Annotated in this window: 22 protein-coding genes and 1 other RNA gene; 16 read left to right on the top strand and 7 right to left on the bottom strand. The window is 37.5% G+C overall.

Translation table 11 applies throughout. The annotated features are described in order from the left end of the window. Both IGJ76_RS11650 and IGJ76_RS11645 read left to right on the top strand, forming a co-directional pair. Entirely contained in the window at positions 1 to 1,185 is a 1,185-nt protein-coding gene (locus IGJ76_RS11650) for an acetate/propionate family kinase (RefSeq protein WP_430596636.1), read from the top strand. Positions 1,186 to 1,367: 182 nt separating this feature from the next. Next, a complete protein-coding gene (locus IGJ76_RS11645) occupies positions 1,368 to 2,018 on the top strand; it encodes a uridine kinase family protein (RefSeq protein ID WP_430596635.1) in 651 nt (216 codons plus the stop codon). A 126-nt stretch (positions 2,019 to 2,144) separates the two neighbouring features. Here IGJ76_RS11645 and IGJ76_RS11640 read toward each other — a convergent pair whose 3' ends face one another. From IGJ76_RS11640 to IGJ76_RS11625, 4 genes are all read right to left on the bottom strand, one after another. Continuing rightward, complete coding sequence (locus tag IGJ76_RS11640) at positions 2,145 to 2,621, bottom strand: universal stress protein (RefSeq protein ID WP_067483065.1); 477 nt, start codon at positions 2,619 to 2,621, stop codon at positions 2,145 to 2,147. A gap of 76 nt (positions 2,622 to 2,697) precedes the next feature. After that, positions 2,698 to 2,982, bottom strand: a complete 285-nt coding sequence (locus tag IGJ76_RS11635) for a hypothetical protein (protein ID WP_067483063.1) — start codon at positions 2,980 to 2,982, stop codon at positions 2,698 to 2,700. Between the two features lie 79 nt (positions 2,983 to 3,061). Beyond that, positions 3,062 to 3,256: non-coding RNA, 6S RNA (gene ssrS / locus IGJ76_RS11630), on the bottom strand. 70 nt (positions 3,257 to 3,326) lie between these two features. Then, positions 3,327 to 4,607 carry a replication-associated recombination protein A gene (locus tag IGJ76_RS11625; RefSeq protein WP_067483061.1) on the bottom strand — a complete coding sequence of 427 codons (1,281 nt, stop codon included), beginning with the start codon at positions 4,605 to 4,607 and terminating at the stop codon, positions 3,327 to 3,329. 139 nt (positions 4,608 to 4,746) lie between these two features. Between IGJ76_RS11625 and IGJ76_RS11620 the strand changes: the two genes are divergently transcribed. From IGJ76_RS11620 to IGJ76_RS11585, 8 genes are all read left to right on the top strand, one after another. Beyond that, positions 4,747 to 5,406, top strand: coding sequence for a DNA-3-methyladenine glycosylase (locus tag IGJ76_RS11620; RefSeq protein WP_376022050.1), 660 nt, complete (start codon positions 4,747 to 4,749; stop codon positions 5,404 to 5,406). Next, positions 5,393 to 5,884, top strand: coding sequence for a DUF3013 family protein (locus IGJ76_RS11615; protein WP_067483057.1), 492 nt, complete (start codon positions 5,393 to 5,395; stop codon positions 5,882 to 5,884). The genes IGJ76_RS11620 and IGJ76_RS11615 overlap by 14 nt, the downstream gene beginning before the upstream one ends. 13 nt (positions 5,885 to 5,897) lie before the next feature. After that, positions 5,898 to 6,845, top strand: a complete 948-nt coding sequence (prmA, locus tag IGJ76_RS11610) for a 50S ribosomal protein L11 methyltransferase (protein WP_067483055.1) — start codon at positions 5,898 to 5,900, stop codon at positions 6,843 to 6,845. Then, complete coding sequence (locus tag IGJ76_RS11605; RefSeq protein ID WP_285603196.1) at positions 6,846 to 7,613, top strand: 16S rRNA (uracil(1498)-N(3))-methyltransferase; 768 nt, start codon at positions 6,846 to 6,848, stop codon at positions 7,611 to 7,613. It begins immediately after the preceding gene. Next, complete coding sequence (locus IGJ76_RS11600; protein ID WP_218657966.1) at positions 7,603 to 8,232, top strand: hypothetical protein; 630 nt, start codon at positions 7,603 to 7,605, stop codon at positions 8,230 to 8,232. The genes IGJ76_RS11605 and IGJ76_RS11600 overlap by 11 nt, the downstream gene beginning before the upstream one ends. A 305-nt stretch (positions 8,233 to 8,537) precedes the next feature. Beyond that, the gene (locus tag IGJ76_RS11595; RefSeq protein ID WP_067483049.1) at positions 8,538 to 10,751 is read left to right on the top strand and encodes a RelA/SpoT family protein; all 2,214 of its coding nucleotides are present in this window, start codon (positions 8,538 to 8,540) and stop codon (positions 10,749 to 10,751) included. Between the two features lie 22 nt (positions 10,752 to 10,773). Continuing rightward, positions 10,774 to 11,220: a D-aminoacyl-tRNA deacylase gene (dtd, locus tag IGJ76_RS11590; RefSeq protein ID WP_067483047.1), complete on the top strand. Its 447-nt coding sequence runs from the start codon at positions 10,774 to 10,776 to the stop codon at positions 11,218 to 11,220. A gap of 414 nt (positions 11,221 to 11,634) precedes the next feature. Further along, the gene (locus IGJ76_RS11585; protein WP_169819333.1) at positions 11,635 to 11,805 is read left to right on the top strand and encodes a hypothetical protein; all 171 of its coding nucleotides are present in this window, start codon (positions 11,635 to 11,637) and stop codon (positions 11,803 to 11,805) included. Positions 11,806 to 12,005: 200 nt separating this feature from the next. On the opposite strand, the gene IGJ76_RS11580 is transcribed toward IGJ76_RS11585, so the two are convergent. Next, positions 12,006 to 12,953, bottom strand: a complete 948-nt coding sequence (locus IGJ76_RS11580) for an aldo/keto reductase (protein ID WP_067483045.1) — start codon at positions 12,951 to 12,953, stop codon at positions 12,006 to 12,008. Between the two features lie 424 nt (positions 12,954 to 13,377). Between IGJ76_RS11580 and hisS the strand changes: the two genes are divergently transcribed. The 4 genes from hisS (at position 13,378) to IGJ76_RS11560 (ending at position 19,736) form a co-directional block, all read left to right on the top strand. Next, entirely contained in the window at positions 13,378 to 14,676 is a 1,299-nt protein-coding gene (gene hisS / locus IGJ76_RS11575; protein WP_270492987.1) for a histidine--tRNA ligase, read from the top strand. A gap of 15 nt (positions 14,677 to 14,691) precedes the next feature. Then, positions 14,692 to 16,461 (top strand): aspartate--tRNA ligase, encoded by a 1,770-nt coding sequence (gene aspS, locus IGJ76_RS11570; RefSeq protein ID WP_067483041.1) that lies wholly within the window; start codon positions 14,692 to 14,694, stop codon positions 16,459 to 16,461. 126 nt (positions 16,462 to 16,587) lie between these two features. Next, a complete protein-coding gene (locus IGJ76_RS11565) occupies positions 16,588 to 17,463 on the top strand; it encodes a YitT family protein (RefSeq protein ID WP_067483039.1) in 876 nt (291 codons plus the stop codon). A 293-nt stretch (positions 17,464 to 17,756) separates the two neighbouring features. Continuing rightward, on the top strand, positions 17,757 to 19,736 hold the full coding sequence (locus IGJ76_RS11560) for an acyltransferase family protein (RefSeq protein WP_430596634.1): 1,980 nt from the start codon (positions 17,757 to 17,759) through the stop codon (positions 19,734 to 19,736). Positions 19,737 to 19,817: 81 nt separating this feature from the next. Here the strand turns inward: IGJ76_RS11560 and IGJ76_RS11555 are convergent, their stop codons facing one another. Both IGJ76_RS11555 and IGJ76_RS11550 read right to left on the bottom strand, forming a co-directional pair. Beyond that, a complete protein-coding gene (locus IGJ76_RS11555) occupies positions 19,818 to 20,093 on the bottom strand; it encodes a GIY-YIG nuclease family protein (protein ID WP_075491245.1) in 276 nt (91 codons plus the stop codon). Continuing rightward, positions 20,083 to 20,817: a tRNA1(Val) (adenine(37)-N6)-methyltransferase gene (locus IGJ76_RS11550; protein ID WP_071868919.1), complete on the bottom strand. Its 735-nt coding sequence runs from the start codon at positions 20,815 to 20,817 to the stop codon at positions 20,083 to 20,085. Before IGJ76_RS11550 ends, IGJ76_RS11555 begins: the two co-directional genes overlap by 11 nt. A 132-nt stretch (positions 20,818 to 20,949) precedes the next feature. Here IGJ76_RS11550 and IGJ76_RS11545 point away from each other — a divergent pair, with 132 nt between their 5' ends. Then, positions 20,950 to 21,567: a lysophospholipid acyltransferase family protein gene (locus tag IGJ76_RS11545; RefSeq protein WP_270345727.1), complete on the top strand. Its 618-nt coding sequence runs from the start codon at positions 20,950 to 20,952 to the stop codon at positions 21,565 to 21,567. A 152-nt stretch (positions 21,568 to 21,719) separates the two neighbouring features. Then, a complete protein-coding gene (locus IGJ76_RS11540; RefSeq protein WP_270345728.1) occupies positions 21,720 to 22,838 on the top strand; it encodes an exonuclease SbcCD subunit D in 1,119 nt (372 codons plus the stop codon).

The following is a 22,838-nucleotide window of genomic DNA, read 5'->3' as shown; positions in this document are numbered from 1 at the left end:
ATGTCTAAAACAATTGCAATCAATGCTGGAAGTTCAAGTTTAAAATGGCAATTATATCAAATGCCTGAAGAAACAGTTATCGCCAAAGGAATCGTTGAGCGTATCGGTTTAAGCGACTCTATTTTTACAATTAAATATGGTGACAATCAAAAGTTCGAACAAATTTTGGATATCGCTGACCATGACATAGCTGTTAGAATGTTATTGGATCAATTGATTGAATTAACAATCTTGAGTTCTTATGACGAGATCACAGGTGTTGGACACCGTGTCGTTCATGGTGGAGAAACTTATAGTGACTCTGTTGTTGTGACTGACGAAGTAATGGAACGAATTGCAGAATTGGCAGAATTTGCCCCATTACACAACCCAGCAAACTTGATGGGAATCAAGGCATTCAAAAAAATCTTGCCTGGTATCATCAGTGTTGCAGTATTTGACACATCTTTCCATGCAACTATGCCAAAACATAACTACTTGTATAGTTTACCAACTTCTTACTATGAGGACTTTAAAGTAAGAAAATATGGTTTCCATGGTACAAGTCATCGATATGTTTCAGAACGTGCAGCTAGTCTATTAGATAAACCAATTGAAGACTTAAAAATCATTACTTGTCATTTGGGTAATGGCGTTTCTATTACTGCTGTTGATGGTGGAAAATCAGTAGATACATCAATGGGATTCACACCGCTAGCAGGAGTAACAATGGGGACTCGTTCAGGTGATTTAGATCCAGCTGTTTTACCATACTTAATGGGTAAATTAGATTTGACAATCGATGAAATGATTACAGTTTTAAACAAAGAATCTGGTTTATTAGGCTTAACAGGATTATCAAGTGACATGCGTGATCTAGAGAAAAATTACGAAAAAGATCATATCCGCTTAGCTTATGATATTTTTGTTGACCGTATTCGTAAATACATTGGTGGTTATGTAACTACTATGAATGGCGTTGATGCAATTGTCTTTACCGCTGGAATCGGTGAAAATGATGCACACGTACGTAGTGAGATCATTAAAGGAATGACTTGGTTTGGGTGTGAAGTGGATCCCGAATTGAATAGTATTCGTGGCGAAGAAGTTGAAATTTCAACACCAGAATCTAAAGTGAAAGTGTTAGTTATTCCAACGGATGAAGAACTAATGATTGCTCGCGACGTGGAACGTTTACGCGGATAATAAAATGTTGAAACAGAAGGGATGCTAAACTTAATTTAAGTTTAGCATTCTTTTTACATAATCTAGAGATGAAAATGAAGGATAAAAAAGGTATTAACTATCTACAGATCAGTTGCTGTCTGTCATCTAGCAATGTTGTTTTATAAAATTAAAAATAATAGAAGTAGCTAAGGAGTAAGAGAGTGAACTTATCGTATCCAATTTATGATTTGATTGAAGAGAAGATTAAAAAGTTAAAGACACCAAGTGTTGTAGGAATTGATGGTAGTTATGCTTCAGGGAAAACGAACTTTACAGTACAATTAGCCACTCATCTTAGAAAGAACGGTTACGATATACAAGTCATTCATTACGATGACTTTCACAAGCCACTTCCATCGATTACATGGTCTCAAGAAAAAAATAGCGAAGTGGATGCCTTTTATCATGCTTTCAACAGCCAAAAAATTTTGGATGAACTTTTGATTCCTTTGAAGCAAGAAGGTGTTCTTAACAAGACAATCAAGGGTCTTGATTGGGTGTCAGCTACATATGCTAATGATCGGATGATTACTATTGGTGAGCGTACAATTGTGCTTTTAGAAGGCTCACTTTTATTTAGAGAGAAGTTACTTTCATTTATTGATTATAAAATCTTTTTAGAGGTGTCAATGGAGGAGGTTATGCGACGAGGGAGAGAAAGGGATGTGCCTAAATTCGGTGAATGGATTATGGATAAATATCGTACGCGTTATATTCCGGTTTATCAACGACATCTTAACCAAAATCATGTAAGAGAAATTGCTGATTTAGTTATTGATAATAACGACTATAATCATCCTAGTATCAAGTAGTTCACTTACGATAAAAATTCTTAAACCAAAATAGACTTGCTTTGTGTAACGCATCTTGTGATAAATGTTTTAAAAATGAAAAAAACCGCCAATCGTACACGACGATTGGCGGTTTTTTTAGTTAGATTATTCCTTGTCATCATCTTTTGGTAATTGATTTTCTAAATCTGTACGTACCACAAGGACATCGCAATTTGCATTACGAATAACGTATTCAGAAACTGAACCGATGAATAAACGTTCTACAGCGTTTAGCCCAGTTGCACCTAATAAAATCAAATCAATATCATTGTCATCAGGAATCTCTTTGGCAATGATTGGTTTTGGTGAACCATATTCCACAACAGTTGAAACTTTTTCTAAACCAGCTTCTTTTGCGCTCTTTTCATAATCAGCTAGTGTTTGTTTAGCCATTTCTGTTGCTTGTTCAGCTAGCATTCCATCAAATGAAGAAACTGTCTGAAATGCACGAGTATCAATAACGTGTGCTAATAAAAGTTCTCCGTTATTACGTTTTGCAACATTGACCGCTTTTTTAAAAGCTAACTCAGCTTCGGCAGAGCCATCAACGGCGACCATGATTTTTTTATATTGTTGTAACATAAGTGTTCGCTCCCTTCAAAGATCAGTTCTTTTACTATCTTTATTGTAAAGCACTTTGCAAAAAAAGAAAATTATTTTACTGTTTAGTAGCAGATATTTTTTTAGCAAATGAAATACTGAAGACAGTTGAAGCTAGAATAACTACGATTAGGAATAAGAAAGCGAGCATTCTCTGATTAAAAAAGACTACAAGTAAGCCTAAAGCACCAAGAAAGGCATAGACGACACCAGAAAACTGTAAAAAGGCTTGGTTTTTTTCGGATGGTTCAATTAAAGCAAAGAAAATAGATTGTTTCTTGAGTAAATAATAGCTAACAAATACCAATAGTATGGTTGCAATAGATATCAACACACGAATCATGAAACGTCCTCCAAAAAATCAGAATAAAAACAGAAAAAGCAATTTGCTAAAAGCAAATTGCTTCATTCTTAAACAAAGGGTAATCTCCGTTAATGCCGTTGTTTGTCCTGTAGTATTGATCCCGCAAATTCTAGCAGGTGGGTCCCACGGTCGAAGCTTCGAACTACCAAATGATAAGGCATGTTACCAGCAGTGACACAAGACAGGTCCCAAGATATCAATAAAAATGTTCGGTCAACACACAAAGAGGACAATTCGAACATCACAGATTTCCCATCTCTATAGTAGCATAGGAATTTAAAAAGAGCAACGGGAGCGCTCTTTAAAAAGTAACCGTTTTATTTTTAAGAAGAATGCTTTTTCCAATTTTGGATTCGCTCATATTGTTGCTTTAAGGCTTGTTCATATTTTCCAGTTTCTTTTGGCTGATAATAGGTTTCATTTTTTAATTTATCTGGTAGATACTGTTGATTGACCCAAGCGTTTTCAAAGTTGTGGGGATATTGGTAATCAAGTCCACGTTTCAATTCTTTCGCACCCTGATAATGACTATCTCGCAAATGGTCTGGTACTTCTCCGGCTTTTCCAGCTCGAATATCTGCAATGGCAGCATCTAATGCAGTATAAGCAGAATTGGATTTAGGGGAAAGACAAAGGTCAACTACGACATCTGCCAAAGGAATTCGTGCTTCGGGTAATCCTAAACGTTCTGCTGCAAGAACAGCATTAACAGTACGAGCTGCTGCTGCAGGATTTCCTAAGCCGATGTCCTCGTAGCCAATAACCATTAGACGTCGACAAATACTTGCAAGATCGCCGGCTTCCACTAAACGTGCCAAGTAATGAAGTGCTGCATCCACATCGCTTCCACGAATCGACTTTTGAAAAGCCGAGATGACATCGTAATGAGCATCGCCATTTTTATCATGAGTCAATGCTTTTCTTTGTACACATTCTTCAATGATTGCTAAGGTGAGGTGAATGCGTCCATCTTCCATTGGTTTGGTTGAACGAGCCGCTAGTTCAAGACCATTCAAAGCACTTCGTAAATCGCCGTTTGTTGCTCGTGATAAATGAAGTAAGGCATCCTCATCAAGTTGAATCGGTAGTTCTCCAAGCCCGCGTTCTTTATCAAGTAAGGCTGTTTGAATGGCTGATTGAATATCTGTTTCATCTAAAGGTTTGACTTCAAAAATTTGTGTTCGACTCCGAATCGCAGGATTAATTGTGATATAAGGATTTTCGGTCGTAGCGCCAATTAAAATAATGCGTCCACTTTCAAGATGAGGCAAAAGAAAATCTTGTTTTGTCTTATCTAATCGATGGACTTCATCGAGTAACAGAATGACTGTGCCGCTCATTTTGGCTTCTTCAGCCACAATTTGTAAATCTTTTTTTGAATCAGTTGCAGCATTCAGCATACGAAAAGCATAGTTTGTTGAACCAGCAATGGCACTAGCAATACTGGTTTTTCCAGTTCCAGGTGGTCCATATAAAATCATTGATGACAACATTCGCGCGTCAACCATTCGGCGAATGATTTTTCCTTCACCGACTAGTTGCTGTTGTCCAACGACTTCATCGATTGTGCGAGGGCGCATTCGATAAGCTAAAGGTTGTTGCATGAAGTGGCCTCCCTTTCAATTTTTCGTTCGTTTATTATAGCATAGTTTGCAAAAAAACTGGGGGAAAGAACACAAAGGAAACGTTTTGTTTTCATAGCATCTAACGAAAATATTGTGTATGATAAAGTAGGTGAAAAAAATGACGGAAAAAAAGAAAATCGAAACTTTTTTTGAAAATAAAACAACACCAGAAATTGCGCAAAATTTATTGGGAATGTATTTAGAACATGTAACACCGATGGGCAAATTAGCTGGTTACATCGTTGATGTTGAAGCTTATCTTGGGCCAGAGGACCGAGCTGCGCACAGTTATGGCATGCGAGATACGCCAAGGGTGCGGGCGATGTATCAAAAAGCAGGAACAATCTATCTCTATACGATGCATACACATCGGATTTTGAATATCATTACTCAACCTGAGGGAATCCCCCAAGGTGTGATGATTCGTGCAGTTCAGCCAGCAGCTATGATTGAACAGATGAGTCAAAATCGTGGAGGAAAAGAGGGGCCAGACATTAGCAACGGTCCAGGTAAGCTAGTGAAAGCTTTAGCCATCGGTCCAGAACTTTATGGCCAATCAATTATGGATAGTGAAAGTACGCTGCGTTTGAATTTTGAGAAACGTAAAGAACCAAAACAAATTATTGCTTTGCCAAGAATTGGTATTCCGAATAAGGGTGAGTGGACGGATATGCCGTTACGCTACATTGTTTCGGGAAATCCATATATTTCTTTACAAAAAAAGAGCCTGATCGATCAAAACGATTGGGGATGGAGGAACGAAGATGAAAAAAAATAATTTACTGAGTTATTTGGATGAGTCCATTGAAAAAAATATTGATGCTTATGATGTTGCATTAGATTGGGATACAAAAAATCATACGATTGAGATAGTTGTTCGCTTGTTTGCAGAAAACAAAGCACATTTAGAAATCGACGATGCACAAGGTGTTGTGTCTGAAGAAGAAATTATTGAATTTGAGGATGGTATTTTATTATTTAACCCACAAAAATCTTCATTTGACGAAGAAGACTACTTAGCAGTAATTCCTTATGAAGGTAAAAAGGGGTTAGAAAAAGCAGTTGCAGATGCAATTATTGATTATTTACAGGATGTACTAGACCAGGGACAAAGTGATTTGTTGGACTTTTTAGATGCAGACGATGAAGATGCAATTTTTGAATTACACTGGGATAATCAACAACTAGCACAGTTAGTTGAACAGAAACAACAGGAACAAAATACAACAACTTATTTACCTTACCCTAGTTATTAAGGAGTCGATAGCGATGAAATGGAACGAAGTCAAAGTAGAAACAGCGAGTGAGGCAGTCGAAGCTGTTGCCAATATTTTAATGGAAGCAGGAGCAAGTGGTGTGGCTATCGAAGATGCGCTTGATGTTGAAAATTTTAAATCAGATCAGTATGGTGAAATTTTAGATAAAGCTGATTTTACCTCATTAACTGAGGGTGCGCTGGTCATGGCATATTTTCCAGAAACAATTTTCTTGCCAGAAATTTTACCTTTTATCAAAGACCGCGTGACACAATTGCCTGAATTTGGCCTGGCCATTGGGAAAAATATTGTAACGGTTAGTGAAGTAGAAGAAAGTAACTGGGCAACGGCTTGGAAAAAGTACTATCATCCTGTCCGTATTACGCGAATGTTGACTGTTGCTCCGAGCTGGGAAAATTATACGACACAAGATCCAATGGAAAAAATCATTACATTAGATCCAGGTATGGCTTTTGGAACAGGAACACATCCAACGACCTTGCTGACTTTGGAAGCATTGGAATCTGTTTTACGCGGTGGTGAGACGGTACTAGACGTTGGTACAGGCTCAGGCGTGTTAAGTATTGCTGCCAAATATTTAGGTGCAAAGGAAGTTTATGCGTACGATCTTGACGATGTAGCTGTTCGTTCAGCAAAGGAAAATATGGACATGAATGAAATTGCAAAAGATGTTCATGTTGCTGCCAATGATTTATTGAACGGAATCGAGATTGAGAGTGACGTAATTGTTGCTAATATTTTAGCTGATATTATTTTATTGATGATTCCTGATGCTTGGCGTTTATTAAAGCAAACAGGCACTCTGGTTGTCTCTGGAATTATTGAAGATAAAAAACAAATGGTTATTGATGCTATGGAGGCGCAAGGATTTGTAGTTGATCAAATTTTCCAACAAAAAGATTGGTATGCAATTATTTTGAAAAAACCTGAGGTGGACTAAATGCAACGTTATTTTTTGGAAGAACCATACCAGCAAAAAGACCGTTTTGTATTAGTTGGTGAGCCATATCATCATATAACTCGCGTTATGCGTATGACGCCAGAAAATCGTGTTTACTTAGCTTTTAGCGACCAAGTGGCAATCATCGCTGAAATTACTGCTATCACAGAAAATGAAGTTGAATTAAAAGAGGTAATGAAAGAACAAGGGCAAAAGGAATTACCAAGTATGATTACCATTGCAAGTGGTTATCCAAAAGGTGAAAAACTAGACTGGATTGTGCAAAAAGGAACGGAACTTGGAGCACACGCATTTCTTGGCTTTCCGGCAAAAACGTCGGTTGTTAAATGGGATGAAAAGAAGCGAAACAAACGACAACAACGTTTAGCAAAAATTGCTCAAGAAGCTGCCGAACAATCACATCGCCAAGTAGTACCACAAGTAGAATTGTTGAGTACAGCCAGCGAATTTTATCAACAAATTTCTTCTTACGACAAGGTGTTAGTTGCCTACGAAGAGTCAGCTAAGCGAGGAGAATTAGCTAACTTAGCACAAGCCTTACAAAAATCGGGCTCAGGACAACGTATTTTGGCAATTTTTGGGCCAGAAGGTGGATTAACGACAGATGAAGTGGAGAAACTATCGGCAGAAGGTGCAGTTATTTGTGGCTTAGGCCCAAGGATTTTGCGAACGGAAACAGCGCCATTATATTTATTGAGTGCCGCGAGCTATCAATGGGAATTACTAGGTGAACAGGATGGAAAATAAGGCATCCATTCGCGTACGATTATTGGATCATCAAATGAGTGATGACTTGTTAAAAGAAACAGTGTACCGGTTAGTTGCAGGAGGCGCAACGGAAATCGTTGTTTTGCCTACTCAAATTGCACGAGTAAAGTATCTTTTAGCAGATTCCGCGATCCAAATTGGGAGTGTAATTGATTTTCCATTGGGAGCAAGTACAGTGGAGAAAAAAGTGTTTGAAGCCGCACATGCGTATCAAGCAGGAGCGGGGTTTCTCGAAGTTTGTGTGAACCTAGCAGATATTTTTGAACACCCAGTTCGAGTAAAAGAATTGCGCGAGTCGTTGTTTTCTCTAGCTTTAAGTAATGGGAAATTAAGCTTTTATTTAGACACACGTCAAGTAAAGGAACTGACACTGGTGAAATTTGAGCGTGCGATGAAACCATTAGGGTGGACACGTTTATCATTAGGAGAAGATTTGCCTTATCGAGAAGCTTTACGTCTAGCGGAAATTTTTAAATCGGATACGGCGACTAAGCTAGCATTAACAATTAACGTGCACCAGATTACATCACAAGAAAAGCAAAAATTAGTTGCGAATGGCATTACAAGAATTGCCATAAGTCATTTGAACTTTTCTTAATAAATTTGAACATGATAGAATTGAAAAAATAAACGACAATTTGTATAATAGTAGCAATAACCGTTCAAGAGTCCGATAAAAAATAAAAGAGGTTGGGACAAATTAACTAGCTCCGATGGAATTGACAAAAGGCACCACAAATCATTTTTAGGTTTTTGTGTGATGATGCGTTGTTTTTTCGGAGTTATTTTTTAATACCATTCGTGGAAAAACGAATTCTTTATACCAGTTAACTGTAATTTAGAAATTGTGATTTCAGATACCTCTCCTGTTTTGCTATCGAAACGAAAGGGGGATCGGTTTGTATGTCAAAAGAAGAAATTTTAACAGGTCCTGGCGTTATTGCGCTTGTTAGCAAATATATGGGACCGGATCATGTTGCATTCGTGCAAAAAGCATGTGACTATGCAACAGCAGCACATGACGGACAATTTAGAAAATCTGGGGAGCCTTATATTATTCATCCGATCCAAGTTGCTGGAATCTTAGCTGAGTTAAAAATGGATCCACACACTGTAGCAACAGGATTTTTACATGATGTAGTTGAAGATACAGAAGTAACTTTGGATGATTTGCGAGAAGAATTTGGTGATGATGTAGCCATGCTGGTTGACGGCGTGACGAAATTGGGAAAAATCAAATATAAATCTCATGAAGAACAATTGGCAGAGAATCATCGTAAAATGTTGTTAGCAATGGCACAAGACTTACGTGTAATCATGGTGAAATTGGCAGACCGTCTTCATAATATGCGCACGCTAAAACACTTACGTGAAGACAAACAACGTCGAATCGCACAAGAAACACTAGAAATCTATGCACCATTAGCACACCGTTTGGGGATTAGCCGAATCAAATGGGAATTGGAAGATACCGCTCTACGTTATCTGAATCCAAAACAATATTACCGAATCGTTCATTTAATGCGATCAAAACGTGAAGAACGTGAGCAATACGTGAATGCTACGGTGGAAGATATTCGATTGGCAACAGAAGAACTAGGTATCTATGCAGAAATATATGGCCGTCCAAAGCATATCTATTCGATTTATCGAAAAATGAAAGACCAGAAAAAACAATTTAGTGAAATCTATGATTTACTGGCTATCCGAGTCATCGTTGATTCAATCAAAGATTGTTATGCAGTCTTAGGCGCGATCCATACGAAATGGAAACCAATGCCTGGGCGATTTAAAGATTATATTGCTATGCCAAAAGCTAACATGTATCAATCTTTGCATACGACAGTGATTGGTCCAGCGGGAAATCCTGTTGAAATTCAAATTCGCACGCAAGAAATGCATGAAATCGCGGAATTTGGGGTAGCAGCACACTGGGCTTATAAAGAAGGAAAAAATGATAAAGTAGAACCTGATGGAATGACGAAACAATTAAGCTGGTTCCATGAAATTATTGAATTGCAAGACGAAAGTTATGATGCATCTGACTTTATGGAAGGTGTCAAAGGAGATATTTTCAGCGATAAAGTGTATGTCTTTACGCCAAAAGGAGATGTAACTGAGCTTCCTAAAGGATCAGGACCACTAGATTTCTCTTACAGTATCCATACCGATATTGGAAACAAGACAACTGGTGCAAAAGTGAACGGGAAAATGGTTCAATTAGATTACAAATTGAAAAATGGCGATATCATTGAAATCTTAACTTCGCCTAATTCATTTGGCCCAAGCCGTGACTGGTTAAAAATTGTTGCAACAAGTAAAGCAAAAAATAAAATCAAACGTTTCTTTAAAGCACAAGATCGCGAAGAGAATATTGTCAAAGGCCATGAATCAGTTACCAAATGTATTTCTGATCTTGGTTTCTTACCAAAAGATATTTTGACCAAAGAAAAATTGCAAGAAGTATTGGATCGTTTTAATTACAATAACGAAGATGATATTTATGCTGCTGTAGGTTATGGTGAAATCAGTCCGTTAACGATGGCAAATCGATTAACTGAAAAAGAACGTCGTGAACAAAAAATCGAGCAACAAAAACAAGAAGCCAATGAATTGATGAACCAACCGAAAAAAGAACCAGAAAAAATGAAGGTTCGTCATGAAGGCGGCGTGGTGATTCAAGGCGTCGAAAACTTGCTTATTCGCATCAGTCGGTGTTGTAATCCAGTTCCAGGAGACAATATCGTTGGATATATTACAAAAGGTCGAGGAATTTCCATTCATCGTCGTGATTGTCCTAATGTTCAGCCAGATAAACCAAATGTTGCTGAACGGTTAATCGAGGTAGAATGGGAAGACACTTCAAATTCAAAAAAAGAATACGATGCTGACCTAGAAATTTATGGATACAATCGTTCAGGACTGTTAAATGATGTTTTACAAACAGTTAATTCGATGACAAAAAATCTTAATAGTGTGGAAGCTCGCACAAATAAAGATAAGATGGCAACAATCCATTTAACTGTAGGGATTCAGAACTTAACACACTTAAAAAGTATTGTAGATAAAATCAAGTCTGTTCCAGATGTCTATAGTGTACGTCGAATGAACGGATAAACGTGAAGAGAGGGAGAATTTGATGCGAGCAGTCATTCAACGAGTGAGTCGTGCGGCAGTTACAATTAATGGTCAAGAAATTGGTAAAATCAATCAAGGGCTATTAATTTTATTAGGTATTCATGAAACAGATACTCAAAACGATGTGGAGTATTTGGTCAAAAAAATCGCACAAATGCGTATTTTTGAAGATGAACAAGGAAAAATGAACACAAGTATTGAAGATATTGGTGGTCAAATACTAAGCATTTCACAATTTACGTTATTTGCAGATACTAAAAAAGGGAATCGACCAAGTTTTATTGCTGCTGCTCGTCCAGAAACAGCTATTCCATTGTACGAAGCATTTAATACTGGTTTGAAACAACGTGGTATTCCAGTTTCAACTGGGAAGTTTGGTGAAGATATGGATGTGTCTTTAGTGAATGACGGCCCCGTAACCATTTTAATCGACTCCCAAAACAAATAAAAAACCAGAGATAACGGTTCCCTTAACTACGAAAATAGTTTAGGTGAAAATCGACATGGCAGGTAGATGCTATGTCGATTTTTGTTTTTCATTTGTACTTTGGGTTGGACAATACTCTTGTACAACCCAAAGTCGTTGATAAAGTTAGGAGTGAATGTATTTTTCTGAAACTTATTGGAACATCGAATGAAAAAAAGCCGGACGTTGTAAAGTTTCGCAATCAATCGGGTTACATCAAGTCCAGTTAAGAGGATTTACTTTTTCAACATAGAAATCAATCGCTGCGCCAAACTTACTTTCTTCACGAATTTCTTACACAGGAACTTGGACCTGAGTTTTGCGATACAGTGAGGACAATTTTTTGTGATTCCATGTTATATTGATGGAGAAATATGAAAAAGAGGAGGAGTAATGATGAAAAATTTATTAGCTGGAGGTTTTTTATTTATTGGCGGGGCAATACTTATGTTAGCAGGCGAATATGCTAATTGGGTTCCAATTGTCGGAAGCATTATTGCACTAGTCGGGTTCGGAACAGTAGTTTATTTTTTGTTTAGCAAAGATGGTAAGTACGACGGGAAATAAGGCATATTTTGTCAGTGTTGAATACAAAAAAGGTGCTGGTAGAAAAGGAAGTCTAAATAGAAAAAAAGCCTAAAATTCGTTTTTGAAAACGTTGATTTTAGGCTTTCTTTAATTGGAAATGTGTTCAAAACGACTGTTTTTTTTTAGGTTTATCCCAGTCTCTTAGCTAGTGAAGAAAAAAAGAAACAAGATTGTCCTAATTAAAATTCGGCAAATAATTGATCTATCTTTTGATAGTCTTCATTTGTCAAATGAATGTCTAAAGCTTGAGCATTGATTGCAACTTGTTCTGGTTTCTTTGCACCCGGGATTACGACAGAGATAACCGGATTTTTCATATACCAAGCTAAGACTAATTGAGCGATGTTCGTTTGATAGTTCGCTGCAAGTGGTCTTAGCTGCTCAACCGTACGAATGATTTTTTCAAAGCGTTCGCCCTGAAAATTTGGCTGTTTTAATCGAAGGTCACCTTTGGAAAATGAAAGTGGTTGTCCAATCTGATATTTACCAGTCAACAAACCTGAAGCTAGTGGGAAATAAGGAACAAAACTAATTTTATGTTGTTTGATGTAAGGAAAAAGTTCGGTCTCTGCTTTTCGTTGAATCAAGCTGTAATGGTCTTCGATGATATCCACATACCCTTCTTGATTCGCTTCTTTTAGTTGTGCTAAAGAAAAGTTTGAAACGCCGATTGCTCGAATTTTCCCTGCTTCTTTTAATTGATGCAAAGCAGCAATTGCTTCATTTTTTGGCGTTGTTTCATCTGGAAAATGAATATAAAAAATATCAATATAATTTGTTTGTAGTCTTTTCAATGCCTCTTCAACAGCCTGTGTCAAAAATTCGGGTGTATTATTGAATTTCCCAGAATTGTTGGGGTCATGAGCCGCCTTAGTTGCAATGATTACGCGTGAACGATCATATTCTTTTTCTTTTAAAACTTCACCAATTAGTTCTTCAGAACGTCCAAAACCATAGGCATAAGCCGTATCAAGAAGGTTGATTCCATTATCGAGTGCTGTTCGAATGATTTGTTTCCCAACTTCATCTTCTAAATGAGGAAATAAATTGTGACCGCCAACGGCATTTGCTCCTAAACCAAGTTGTTCTGCATATACTTGTGAATGTCCGATTCTTACTTCTGCCATGTTGCATTCCTCCCTTTGCTTTTAGTTTAAAACAAACAAAAAAAATGCAAAACTAAATCGTCTTTTGAAAAATGAAATGAGCATAGTCCAACTTTTAGGGCAAATATTCTTGACTTTAAGATGTGTTTTTAGTAAGTTGTAGGTAATATAGAAAATCACTGAAAGAGCGAGTAAGTTACCGATACTTTTAGAAAGAGAGAATCATCGAGGCTGAAAATGATTCAAGAGTTGGTTACCGAAAAGACACTCTGGAGATGGACGCGTGCAAAGCCGTCCCGCGTACGAGCGTTATTCGTGAGAGGAAAGAGAAATCTTTCAAAATTAGGTGGTACCGTGTATGACTTTCATTCACCCTTGTTCATTGTGAACAGGGGTGAATTTTTTTATTTTCACTTAGTTACATAAAAGAAAAGGAGAGAGATGTATGAACTTCCAAAGACCAAAAGGAACGAATGATATTTTACCCGGTGAATCAGAAAAATGGCAATTTATTGAAGAGACAGCACGCTTATTATTTAGAGATTATCAATACAATGAAATGCGCACGCCGATTTTTGAACATTATGAAGTTATCTCACGTAGTGTAGGAGATACGACAGATATCGTTTCAAAAGAAATGTATGATTTTTATGACAAAGGTGATCGTCATGTAACTTTACGTCCAGAAGGAACAGCGCCAATCGTTCGTTCGTTTGTAGAACACAAATTATTTGGACCAGAGTTTGCTAAACCTTACAAAACTTTTTATATGGGGCCAATGTTCCGCTATGAACGTCCACAAAAAGGCCGTTTGCGTCAATTTCACCAAATTGGTGTTGAGGCATTTGGTTCAGATAATCCAGCAACAGACGTTGAAAGTATGGCAATGGCGCTAGACTTCTTTAAACAGTTGGGTATCACACAAATTCGCTTGGTTATCAATTCTTTAGGAGATCAAGAAACACGCCAAGCTTATCGCCAAGCGTTGATTGACTACTTAGAACCAGTTGAAAATGAATTAAGTGAAGATTCAAAACGCCGTTTACACCAAAATCCTTTACGTGTCCTTGACAGTAAAGATAAACGAGACCAAAAATTTGTTGTGGATGCACCTTCGATTTTAGATTATTTAAGTGAATCAGCTAAGAAACATTTTGAAACAGTAACAACGATGTTAGATGCACTAGAAATTCCTTATGAGATTGATAGCAATATGGTTCGTGGTCTAGATTACTATACACATACTATCTTTGAAATTATGAGTGATGCGCCAAAAATGGGTGCCCAAGCGACGATTTGTGCGGGTGGTCGTTATGATCGCTTGGTAGAAGAACTTGGTGGACCAGAAACACCAGCATTTGGTTTTGCAATGGGAATCGAACGTATCTTGTTAACTATGGAGGCAGAAGAAGTAGTTATTCCAGCCTTAAATGAATTAGATGCTTACGTAGTTGGAATTGGTGAAGCCACAAATCTTGAAGCACTAAAAGTTGTTCAAGCAATTCGTAACTTTGGCTTCTCTGCAGATCGTGATGTTATGAATCGTAAAGCGAAAGCCCAGTTCAAGACAGCGGATAAAGCAAATGCCAAATTAGTGCTAGTGCTTGGAGAAGATGAATTAAATAACCAAACAATTAATGTGAAGTCAATGGCAGATCGTAAAGAAAAAAGCTTTTCATTACAAGAAATCTATCAACGATTTGATGAAGTGTATGATGAAATGACAACGACATTATTTGAGTAAGAAGGAGAGAGAACGATGGCAAAAAGGACAATTTATTGTGGACTTGTTTCCCAAGAACAATTAGATCAAACAGTTACACTGAAAGGGTGGGTACAAAAGCGTCGTGATTTAGGCGGATTGATTTTTATTGACTTACGTGACCGCGAAGGAATTGTACAAGTAGTCTTCAACCCAGAAATTTCAAAAGATGCTTGGTCAGTAGCTGATAAATGCCGAAGTGAATATGTGATTGAAGTTACTGGTATCGTCAAACGTCGTGGCGAAAATGCAGTCAATCCGAAAATGGCGACAGGTGAAGTCGAAATTATTGCCAATGAAATTACGATTTTAAACCAAGCGAAAACACCTCCGTTTTCAATTGAAGATGACCAAACAATCAGCGATGAAGTTCGCTTGAAATATCGCTATTTAGATTTACGTCGTCCAAAAATGACAAAGAATATCAAAATGCGTCACGAAACAACTAAAGCTATTCGTCATTATTTGGATGACAATGATTTTCTAGACATTGAAACACCTTATTTAGGTAAATCAACACCTGAAGGCGCGCGTGACTATTTAGTTCCTTCTCGTGTTCATGCAGGTCATTTCTATGCATTGCCTCAATCACCACAATTATTTAAGCAGTTATTGATGAATGCAGGATTTGATCGTTACTACCAAATCGTCCGTTGCTTCCGAGATGAAGACTTACGTGGCGACCGCCAACCGGAATTTACCCAAGTCGATATTGAAACAACGTTTTTAACTTCTGAAGAAATTCAAACTTATACTGAAGGTTTGATTGCTAAAGTTATGAAAGACGTCCGTGGATTAGAGGTAACATTACCATTCCCAAGAATGACTTATGATGATGCGATGAGCCGTTACGGTAGTGACAAACCAGATACACGTTTTGAAATGGAATTGATTGACTTGAGTGAAACGGTGAAATCAATCGAATTCAAAGTCTTCCAAATGGCTTTAGAAAATGGTGGGGCAGTAAAAGCATTGAATGCGAAAGGTGCTGCTGGCAATTATTCTCGAAAAGATTTAGATCATTTAGGTCAATATGTTGGTCAATTTGGAGCAAAAGGACTTGCATGGTTAAAAGTGGAAGAAGATGGGTTAAAAGGACCAATCGCAAAATTCATGGGTGAAGCGGGAGAAGACATCATTCAAGCAACGGATGCACAAGTGGGCGATTTACTGTTATTCTGTGCAGATAAGGTAGAAGTTGTCGCAGCGTCATTAGGTGCGCTTCGTACACGCTTAGCCAAAGAATTGGGATTGATTGATGAAGCAAAATTCAACTTCTTATGGGTAACTGATTGGCCACAATTTGAATACTCAGAAGAAGAAGGTCGCTATGTGTCTGCGCACCATCCATTTACGATGCCAAAAGCCAAAGATGTTGACTTGTTGGGTACAGACCCAGCGAAAGTTTATGCTGAAGCTTACGACATTGTCTTAAATGGTTATGAACTTGGTGGTGGATCAATTCGGATTCACACTCGTGAGTTACAAGAAAAAGTTCTTGAAACACTTGGATTCACGAAAGAACAAATGGAAGAACAATTTGGTTTCTTATTAACTGCGTTGGACTACGGCTTCCCTCCACATGGCGGAATTGCTTTAGGATTAGATCGTTTTGCTATGCTACTTGCAGGTGAAGAAAATATCCGTGAAGTGATTGCTTTCCCTAAAAACGGAAAAGCAGCTGATGTCATGAGTGAAGCACCAAGCTTAGTTTCTCCACTTCAATTGGCAGAATTAAGTATTGATGTCACTGAAATTGAAGAATAAAAATCAGTTAAATTGTAAATGATTCTGAGAAGACGGTAAAAGTGTTAAGCTTTTGTCATCTTCTCTTTTTTTTTATAAGAAAAAACCTTATAATAGAGCCATAATTATGTAAAGCGAGGCTTTTTCATGAAAAAAACGTTCGAAAATTGGGCCTATCACGACTATACGACCAAACTTTCGGTATCTATTGTTTATGCATTAATTGCATCTATTGCGTTAAATCTTTTTTATCAACCGGGTCATATTTATTCAAGTGGAATTACTGGTCTGGCGCAAATTTTAACAACCTTATCCAAAACGTTGATTGGTTTTGAAGTACCAGTGTCAACAACTCTTTATCTATTGAACATTCCATTATTTTTCCTAGCCTGGTTTAAAATCGGTAAAAAATTTACAATTTTCACGTTTATCACGGTTACTTTGACCTCGCTATTTATTCACATCGTACCCGAAACCGTGTTATCAACAGATCCAATCATCTGTGCATTATTTGGTGGAGCAGTGATGGGAGCTGGGATTGGTTTAGTACTTAGAAATGGTCTGTCTTCTGGTGGATTAGATATTGTCAGTATCACAATACGAAAGAAAACTGGTAAATCCATTGGTTCTATTTCGATTTATTTCAATGCATTGATTGTGTTTGTTGCTGGAATTCTGTTTGGTTGGCAATATATGTTTTATAGCACGTTGTCGATTTTTGTTAGTGGGAAAGTGACAGATGTTTTTTACACGAAGCAGAAGAAAATGCAGGTTATGATTGTGACGAAACATCCTGAAAAAGTCGTGAATGAAATCCAAAAATGTATGCGTCGAGGAATCACGATTATCAATGAAGCAGAAGGTGCGTACAAACATGACAAACAAACAGTCTTGATGACAATCGTGACACGTTACGAACTTCCGCTATTAAGAGAAGCAATGAAAGCCTCTGACCCGGATGCTTTCGTAAGTATTGCAGAGAATGTTCAAATTCTAGGACGTTTTTATGAAGATGGCGTCTAATCAGAAAATAAAAAATAATAGGATAAAACGACTGTTCGTTTTATCCTCTTTTTGTATCTGCTTATTGATGACTTCAAAAAAATAACTTATCTCGTTAACTTTTGACTGGAAGTGAAAAAAGTTGCTACGTTATTTCTTTTGAAAATTTCTTAAAGTCGATGAAATCATTGTTCTTTTGCCAAATTTTATGGGATGATAGAAAAGATGGCAAGAAGTTTAAATAAGTCTTGCTATTTTCTTATAATGAACGTATATTACAAATGAAAAAAGTTTATGAAAAGTTGGAAGATTGAATGGAAAAACAAAAAAGATTGAAAAAAAGTCGCTATATCACAGGCTTTGATGGTATTCGTTCTTTAGCCGTAATGGGCGTTATTCTCTATCATTTGTTACCAAGAGTAATGACAGGTGGTTATTTGGGCGTACCGATATTTTTTGTGGTATCTGGTTATTTGATTACCGATTTATTGCGACAAGAATGGGAACAAAATGGAAAAATAAATATTTGGCAGTTTTATGTTCGAAGGATGAAGCGACTTTATCCGGGCTTAGTCTTTTTATTAGTTACTGCTTCAGCGTATATTACTTTGTTTCAGCGAGGTTTGTTAAATAACTTGCGAGGCACGGTTATCAGTAGTTTGTTTTATGTGAATAACTGGTGGCAAATCAATAATGGGCTATCTTATTTTGATCGGTTTGCCAACGAATCACCGTTTACTCACATTTGGTCTTTGGCAGTTGAAGGACAAAATTATCTGTTTTGGCCAATTATCTTTGTCTTACTGATGACTTTAGTTCGAAAGAAAAAATGGATTTTTTACACCGTATTGGGAATGTCGGGAATTTCAGCTATCCTGATGATGATTTTGTATTCACCTGGCGCAGATCCAACTCGTGTTTATTATGGAACAGATACACGACTATTTTCGATTTGGCTCGGCTGTGCGTTGGCTTTTGTTTGGCCAAGCACACGATTGAAAAAAGAGATACCTAAACAAGCGAAGAAGACATTGAATATCGCTGGATTGATTTCGTTTGTCTTATTGGTTTCAGCATTCTTTTTCTTCAATGACCATATGGACTTTGTTTATTACGGTGGGATGTTGTTAGTTAGCTTGTTGTGTGTGGTGTTAGTTGCGGTGACAGCTCATCCTGGCGCAAGCTGGAATAGGTGGTTAACGAACCCAATCTTTACTTGGGTTGGTAAGCGAAGTTATGGCATCTATCTTTACCAATTTCCTGTGATGATTTTTTATGAGGCAAAAGTTTCTAATATTGGCGACCACGTCTGGATGCACACGTTAATTGAAGTAACTTTGATTCTGTTGATTAGTGAATTGTCTTATCGCTATATTGAACGACCATTGGCACGTTTTGATTATAGCAAAACATTTTCAGTTGTTAAGGGCTGGTTCCAAAAACCAATTCTTAGTCTTGAAAAGCCGTGGCTAGTTCCAGGTTTACTAGTTGTCATCATTGCATTAGTTGGCTTTACGATTGCGCCAAAGAATGCTGTGACAGCGGATCAACAACAGTTACAAGAAAAAATTGCTGCGAATAAAAAATTAGCAGAAAAAAGTAAAGAAGAAAATGGCAAAGCTTCTGGAACACTTGATCAGAGTGTTTTGGATAAATATGATTTGACTAAGGCACAAGGAAAGAAAGCACAAAAACTGGAACTGACAGCTTTTGGCGATTCGGTTATGCTTGATGCAGCCACGGACTTAAAAGAAATTTATCCTAAAGTAGTTGTGGACGGTGACGTCGGACGCCAGCTTTATACGAGCGAACCTTATCTTGAAGAACTGAAAAAACAAGAGCTCTTGAAAGATACCGTGTTGGTTGGTTTAGGAACTAATGGTGCATTTTCAGAAACGCAATTTGATAGTGTGATGGACACGATAGGTGATCGCAAAGTTTACTGGGTAAATGTTCGAGTACCAACTAAACGCTGGCAAAATGATGTAAATGATATGCTAGCTAAAATGGCGAAAAAATATGATAATATGACCCTGATTGATTGGTATGACTACAGCAAAGATCACGATGAATGGTTCTACGACGATCAAGTTCATCCAAACCCTGAAGGAATGATCCATTATGCGCACTTTGTTAGCCAAGCGTTATTAGGTGGTAAAAGTTCAAGCAGTGAGTTAACGAAAGATTCAGAAGTAACTGACGAGGCAACGAATCAGGACAGTGAAGATTTAACTAATGGCGCAACTTCATCCTCGATGGCAAATACATCAGAAGATTTAGATACAGCACAATAAGAAAAAGACTTGAGATGAAGGTTCATCTCAAGTCTTTTTTTGTTCTAAATAGGAATAAGAAGAAGTTTTTCCCATTACACCTTAGGGAAGATCAACGGAAAGATGCGTGTCTAAATAAAGTTCTTTTTGTTTTCGAGTTAATTTTTTAAAGGCAGACTCTGCTTTGGTTGCTTCACTTCTAGTTTCAAAACATTCTGCATGAATCATTTGTAAAGGGCGACGCTTACGTAAGCGAGTGTACTTGGCGCCTGTACCGTTGTTATGCTCGGCAAGTCTTCGCTCAAGGTTGGTTGTATATCCACCATAAAAAGTGTCGTCCTTACAAGCGAGAACATAAAAATAATGCTTAGTCTCCATAAAGCATACCACGTAATTCTGGCGTATACTGACCATCTTCATCATAAGTGATAAGTGGTGAAGAAACCTTAAACCCGTCTAATTTTCCTTCTTTGATGCCTTCAATCAATAAAATATTGGCATCTTTTCCAGCTTTTGGGTAGACAAAGCGAATGCGTTTTGGAATGATTTGGTGTTCACGCATGACATCTAAAATTTCTAAAAAGCGTTCAGGTCGATGAACCATTGCAAAGCGCCCGTTTGTCTTTAAAAGTTTACTGGAGATTTGGATAACGTCATTGAGTGTTGTATAAATCTCATGTCTCGCAATGGCTAAGTGTTCATTTGGATTTTTTTTGTTTGTGGGCAATCCTTTGAAGTAGGGTGGATTACAGACAACAAGATCACAAGAATTATGACGAACAACTGCTAAACTATTTTTTAAATCGGTGGTATGAACAGTGACTTGGTCTTCTAAATGGTTAAGCACAACGCTTCTTTTCGCCATATCGGCTAAGCGAGGCTGTAGTTCAATCAAATCAATCTGTGCATTCGTTTTTCTACTTAAAAATAAACCGACTGCACCGTTTCCAGCACATAGGTCGACGATTTGTCCTCTTTTCGGCACACGCGCAAAATTTGCGAGTAAAACAGCATCAAGTGAAAAGGAAAAAACTTGCGCACTTTGGATAATTTTAATATCTTCTGCGTATAATTGGTCAATTCGTTCGTCTTCGTGAAGCATGGGTTTCCCTCCAAAGTGAATAAAATAATCGTTTGTATTATACTATGTTTGTTAAAAAGAACCAAGTTTGCTTGCCAAGGAAGATTTTTTTAGGCATACTATCTATGTTCAGCAAAGAGAAAGGAAGAGTCTATGTTTTATCGATTTATGCGCGGGGTTGTTCGAGTTGTCTTAGCGATAGTCAACGGCAATGCCCATTATGAAAATAAAGAATTGTTGCCTAAAGACGAGAATTACATATTAGTTGCGCCACATCGCACTTGGTGGGATCCATTGTACCTGGCTGTTGGGGCAGCACCAAAGAAATTTAGCTTTATGGCAAAAGAAGAGTTGTTCAAAAATTCGATTTTACGATTTATTTTGACACATGCGAATGCTTTTCCGGTCAAACGCGATAAACCAGGACCAAGCGCAATCAAAACACCTGTAAAAATATTGAAATCAACAGACTTGGGTCTAATTATGTTTCCAAGTGGTACGCGCCATGCGACAGAGTTGAAAGGTGGAATGGCGTTGATTGCTAAAATGGCAAAAGTGAAAATCGTTCCGGCTGTTTACCAAGGACCATTGACATTGTGGGATCTGTTTAAGCGCAAACGTGTAACGGTTCGGTTTGGAGAACCAATTGACTTATCTGACATTAAGAAAATGGATAAGGAAGGTTTGGAAGAAGTCGAACGTCGAACACAAGGTGCGTTTGATCAATTAGACAAAGAAGTAAATCCTGATTTTAAATATGAAATAAAATAAATGAGAAACTACGAGAAAATCAATTTTGATTTTTTCGTAGTTTTTTGTTTCGTCTCTGTTTTTTTATGGATATAGGAGATGTGAAACATTTCTGTTACGACCTTCTGGGAAGTGTTATAATCATTAGAAGGACATTTTTTTGAGGTGAGTATATGCGTTTCTTGCACACAGCCGATTGGCATATTGGAAAAAAATTACAAGGCTATGATTTGCTTGAAGAACAAAAGCAAGTTATTTCAGATATTTTGAATGTAGCAAAAGAGGAACAAGTTGATGCAATCATCATCGCAGGTGATTTGTATGATCGAAGCGTGCCAGCGACGGAAGCAGTCGAGTTGTTTAATCAGTTGATGATTGATTGGAATTTAGAAGAAAAATTTCCGATTTTCGCAATTTCTGGCAATCACGATAGTAGCATTCGATTGTCGACAGGGACACCTTGGTTTAGTCAATCTGATTTTTTCTTGCGCACTCAGTTTGCTGAAGCGTTTCAACCGATTACGTTTGGTGACACACAGTTCTTTTTGTTACCTTACTTTGAACCAATTGCTGCTCGTTTATATTTTGAAGACGATGAAATTCGTACGATTCAACAAGCAATGACTTTAGTCGTTGAAAAAATGCAGACGCTATTTGAACCAAATAAAAAACAAGTATTAGTCAGTCACTTTTTTGTAACGGGAAGCTCAAAATCTGATTCAGAAACAAAGATTGAAGTCGGTGGTTTAGATGCAGTGTCTGGCGACTTGCTGAAAGATTTTGACTATGTTGCATTGGGTCATTTGCATAATCAAGCGGCTTTACACCAAGAAAATGCACGCTACAGTGGCTCACCGTTGAAGTTTTCTTTATCAGAAATCAATCAGAAAAAAGGTGTCTGGATAGTTGATTTGAATGATCGTCTACAATTGACTTTCCGTGAATTGACACCTCTTCATGATATTCAAGAGCTACAAGCAAATTTTAAAGAACTATTGAGCCCAGATTTTTACCAAACAGTTAATCGGGAAAATTACACACAAATCTACTTAACAGACCGAACGATCATCCCCAATATGATGAATCAGTTGCGGAAAATATATCCACGAATCTTAGGCGTGGAACGAGTGAACGGCCGTCTGGATACAATAACGACAAAACAGTCGGTAGAAATGAAAGATCCGAAATCAATGGCGACAACTTTCTTTAAAGAAATAACGGATGAACCACTGACAGATCATCAAGAAAAGTGGCTCACAGAAACTCTACAAGAACTAATGGAAATGGAATGA

It is taken from the genome of Enterococcus sp. DIV0175, assembly GCF_050529075.1.
Lineage (GTDB): Bacteria > Bacillota > Bacilli > Lactobacillales > Enterococcaceae > Enterococcus_B > Enterococcus_B thailandicus.
This window is presented reverse-complemented; position numbering and strand designations above follow the sequence as displayed.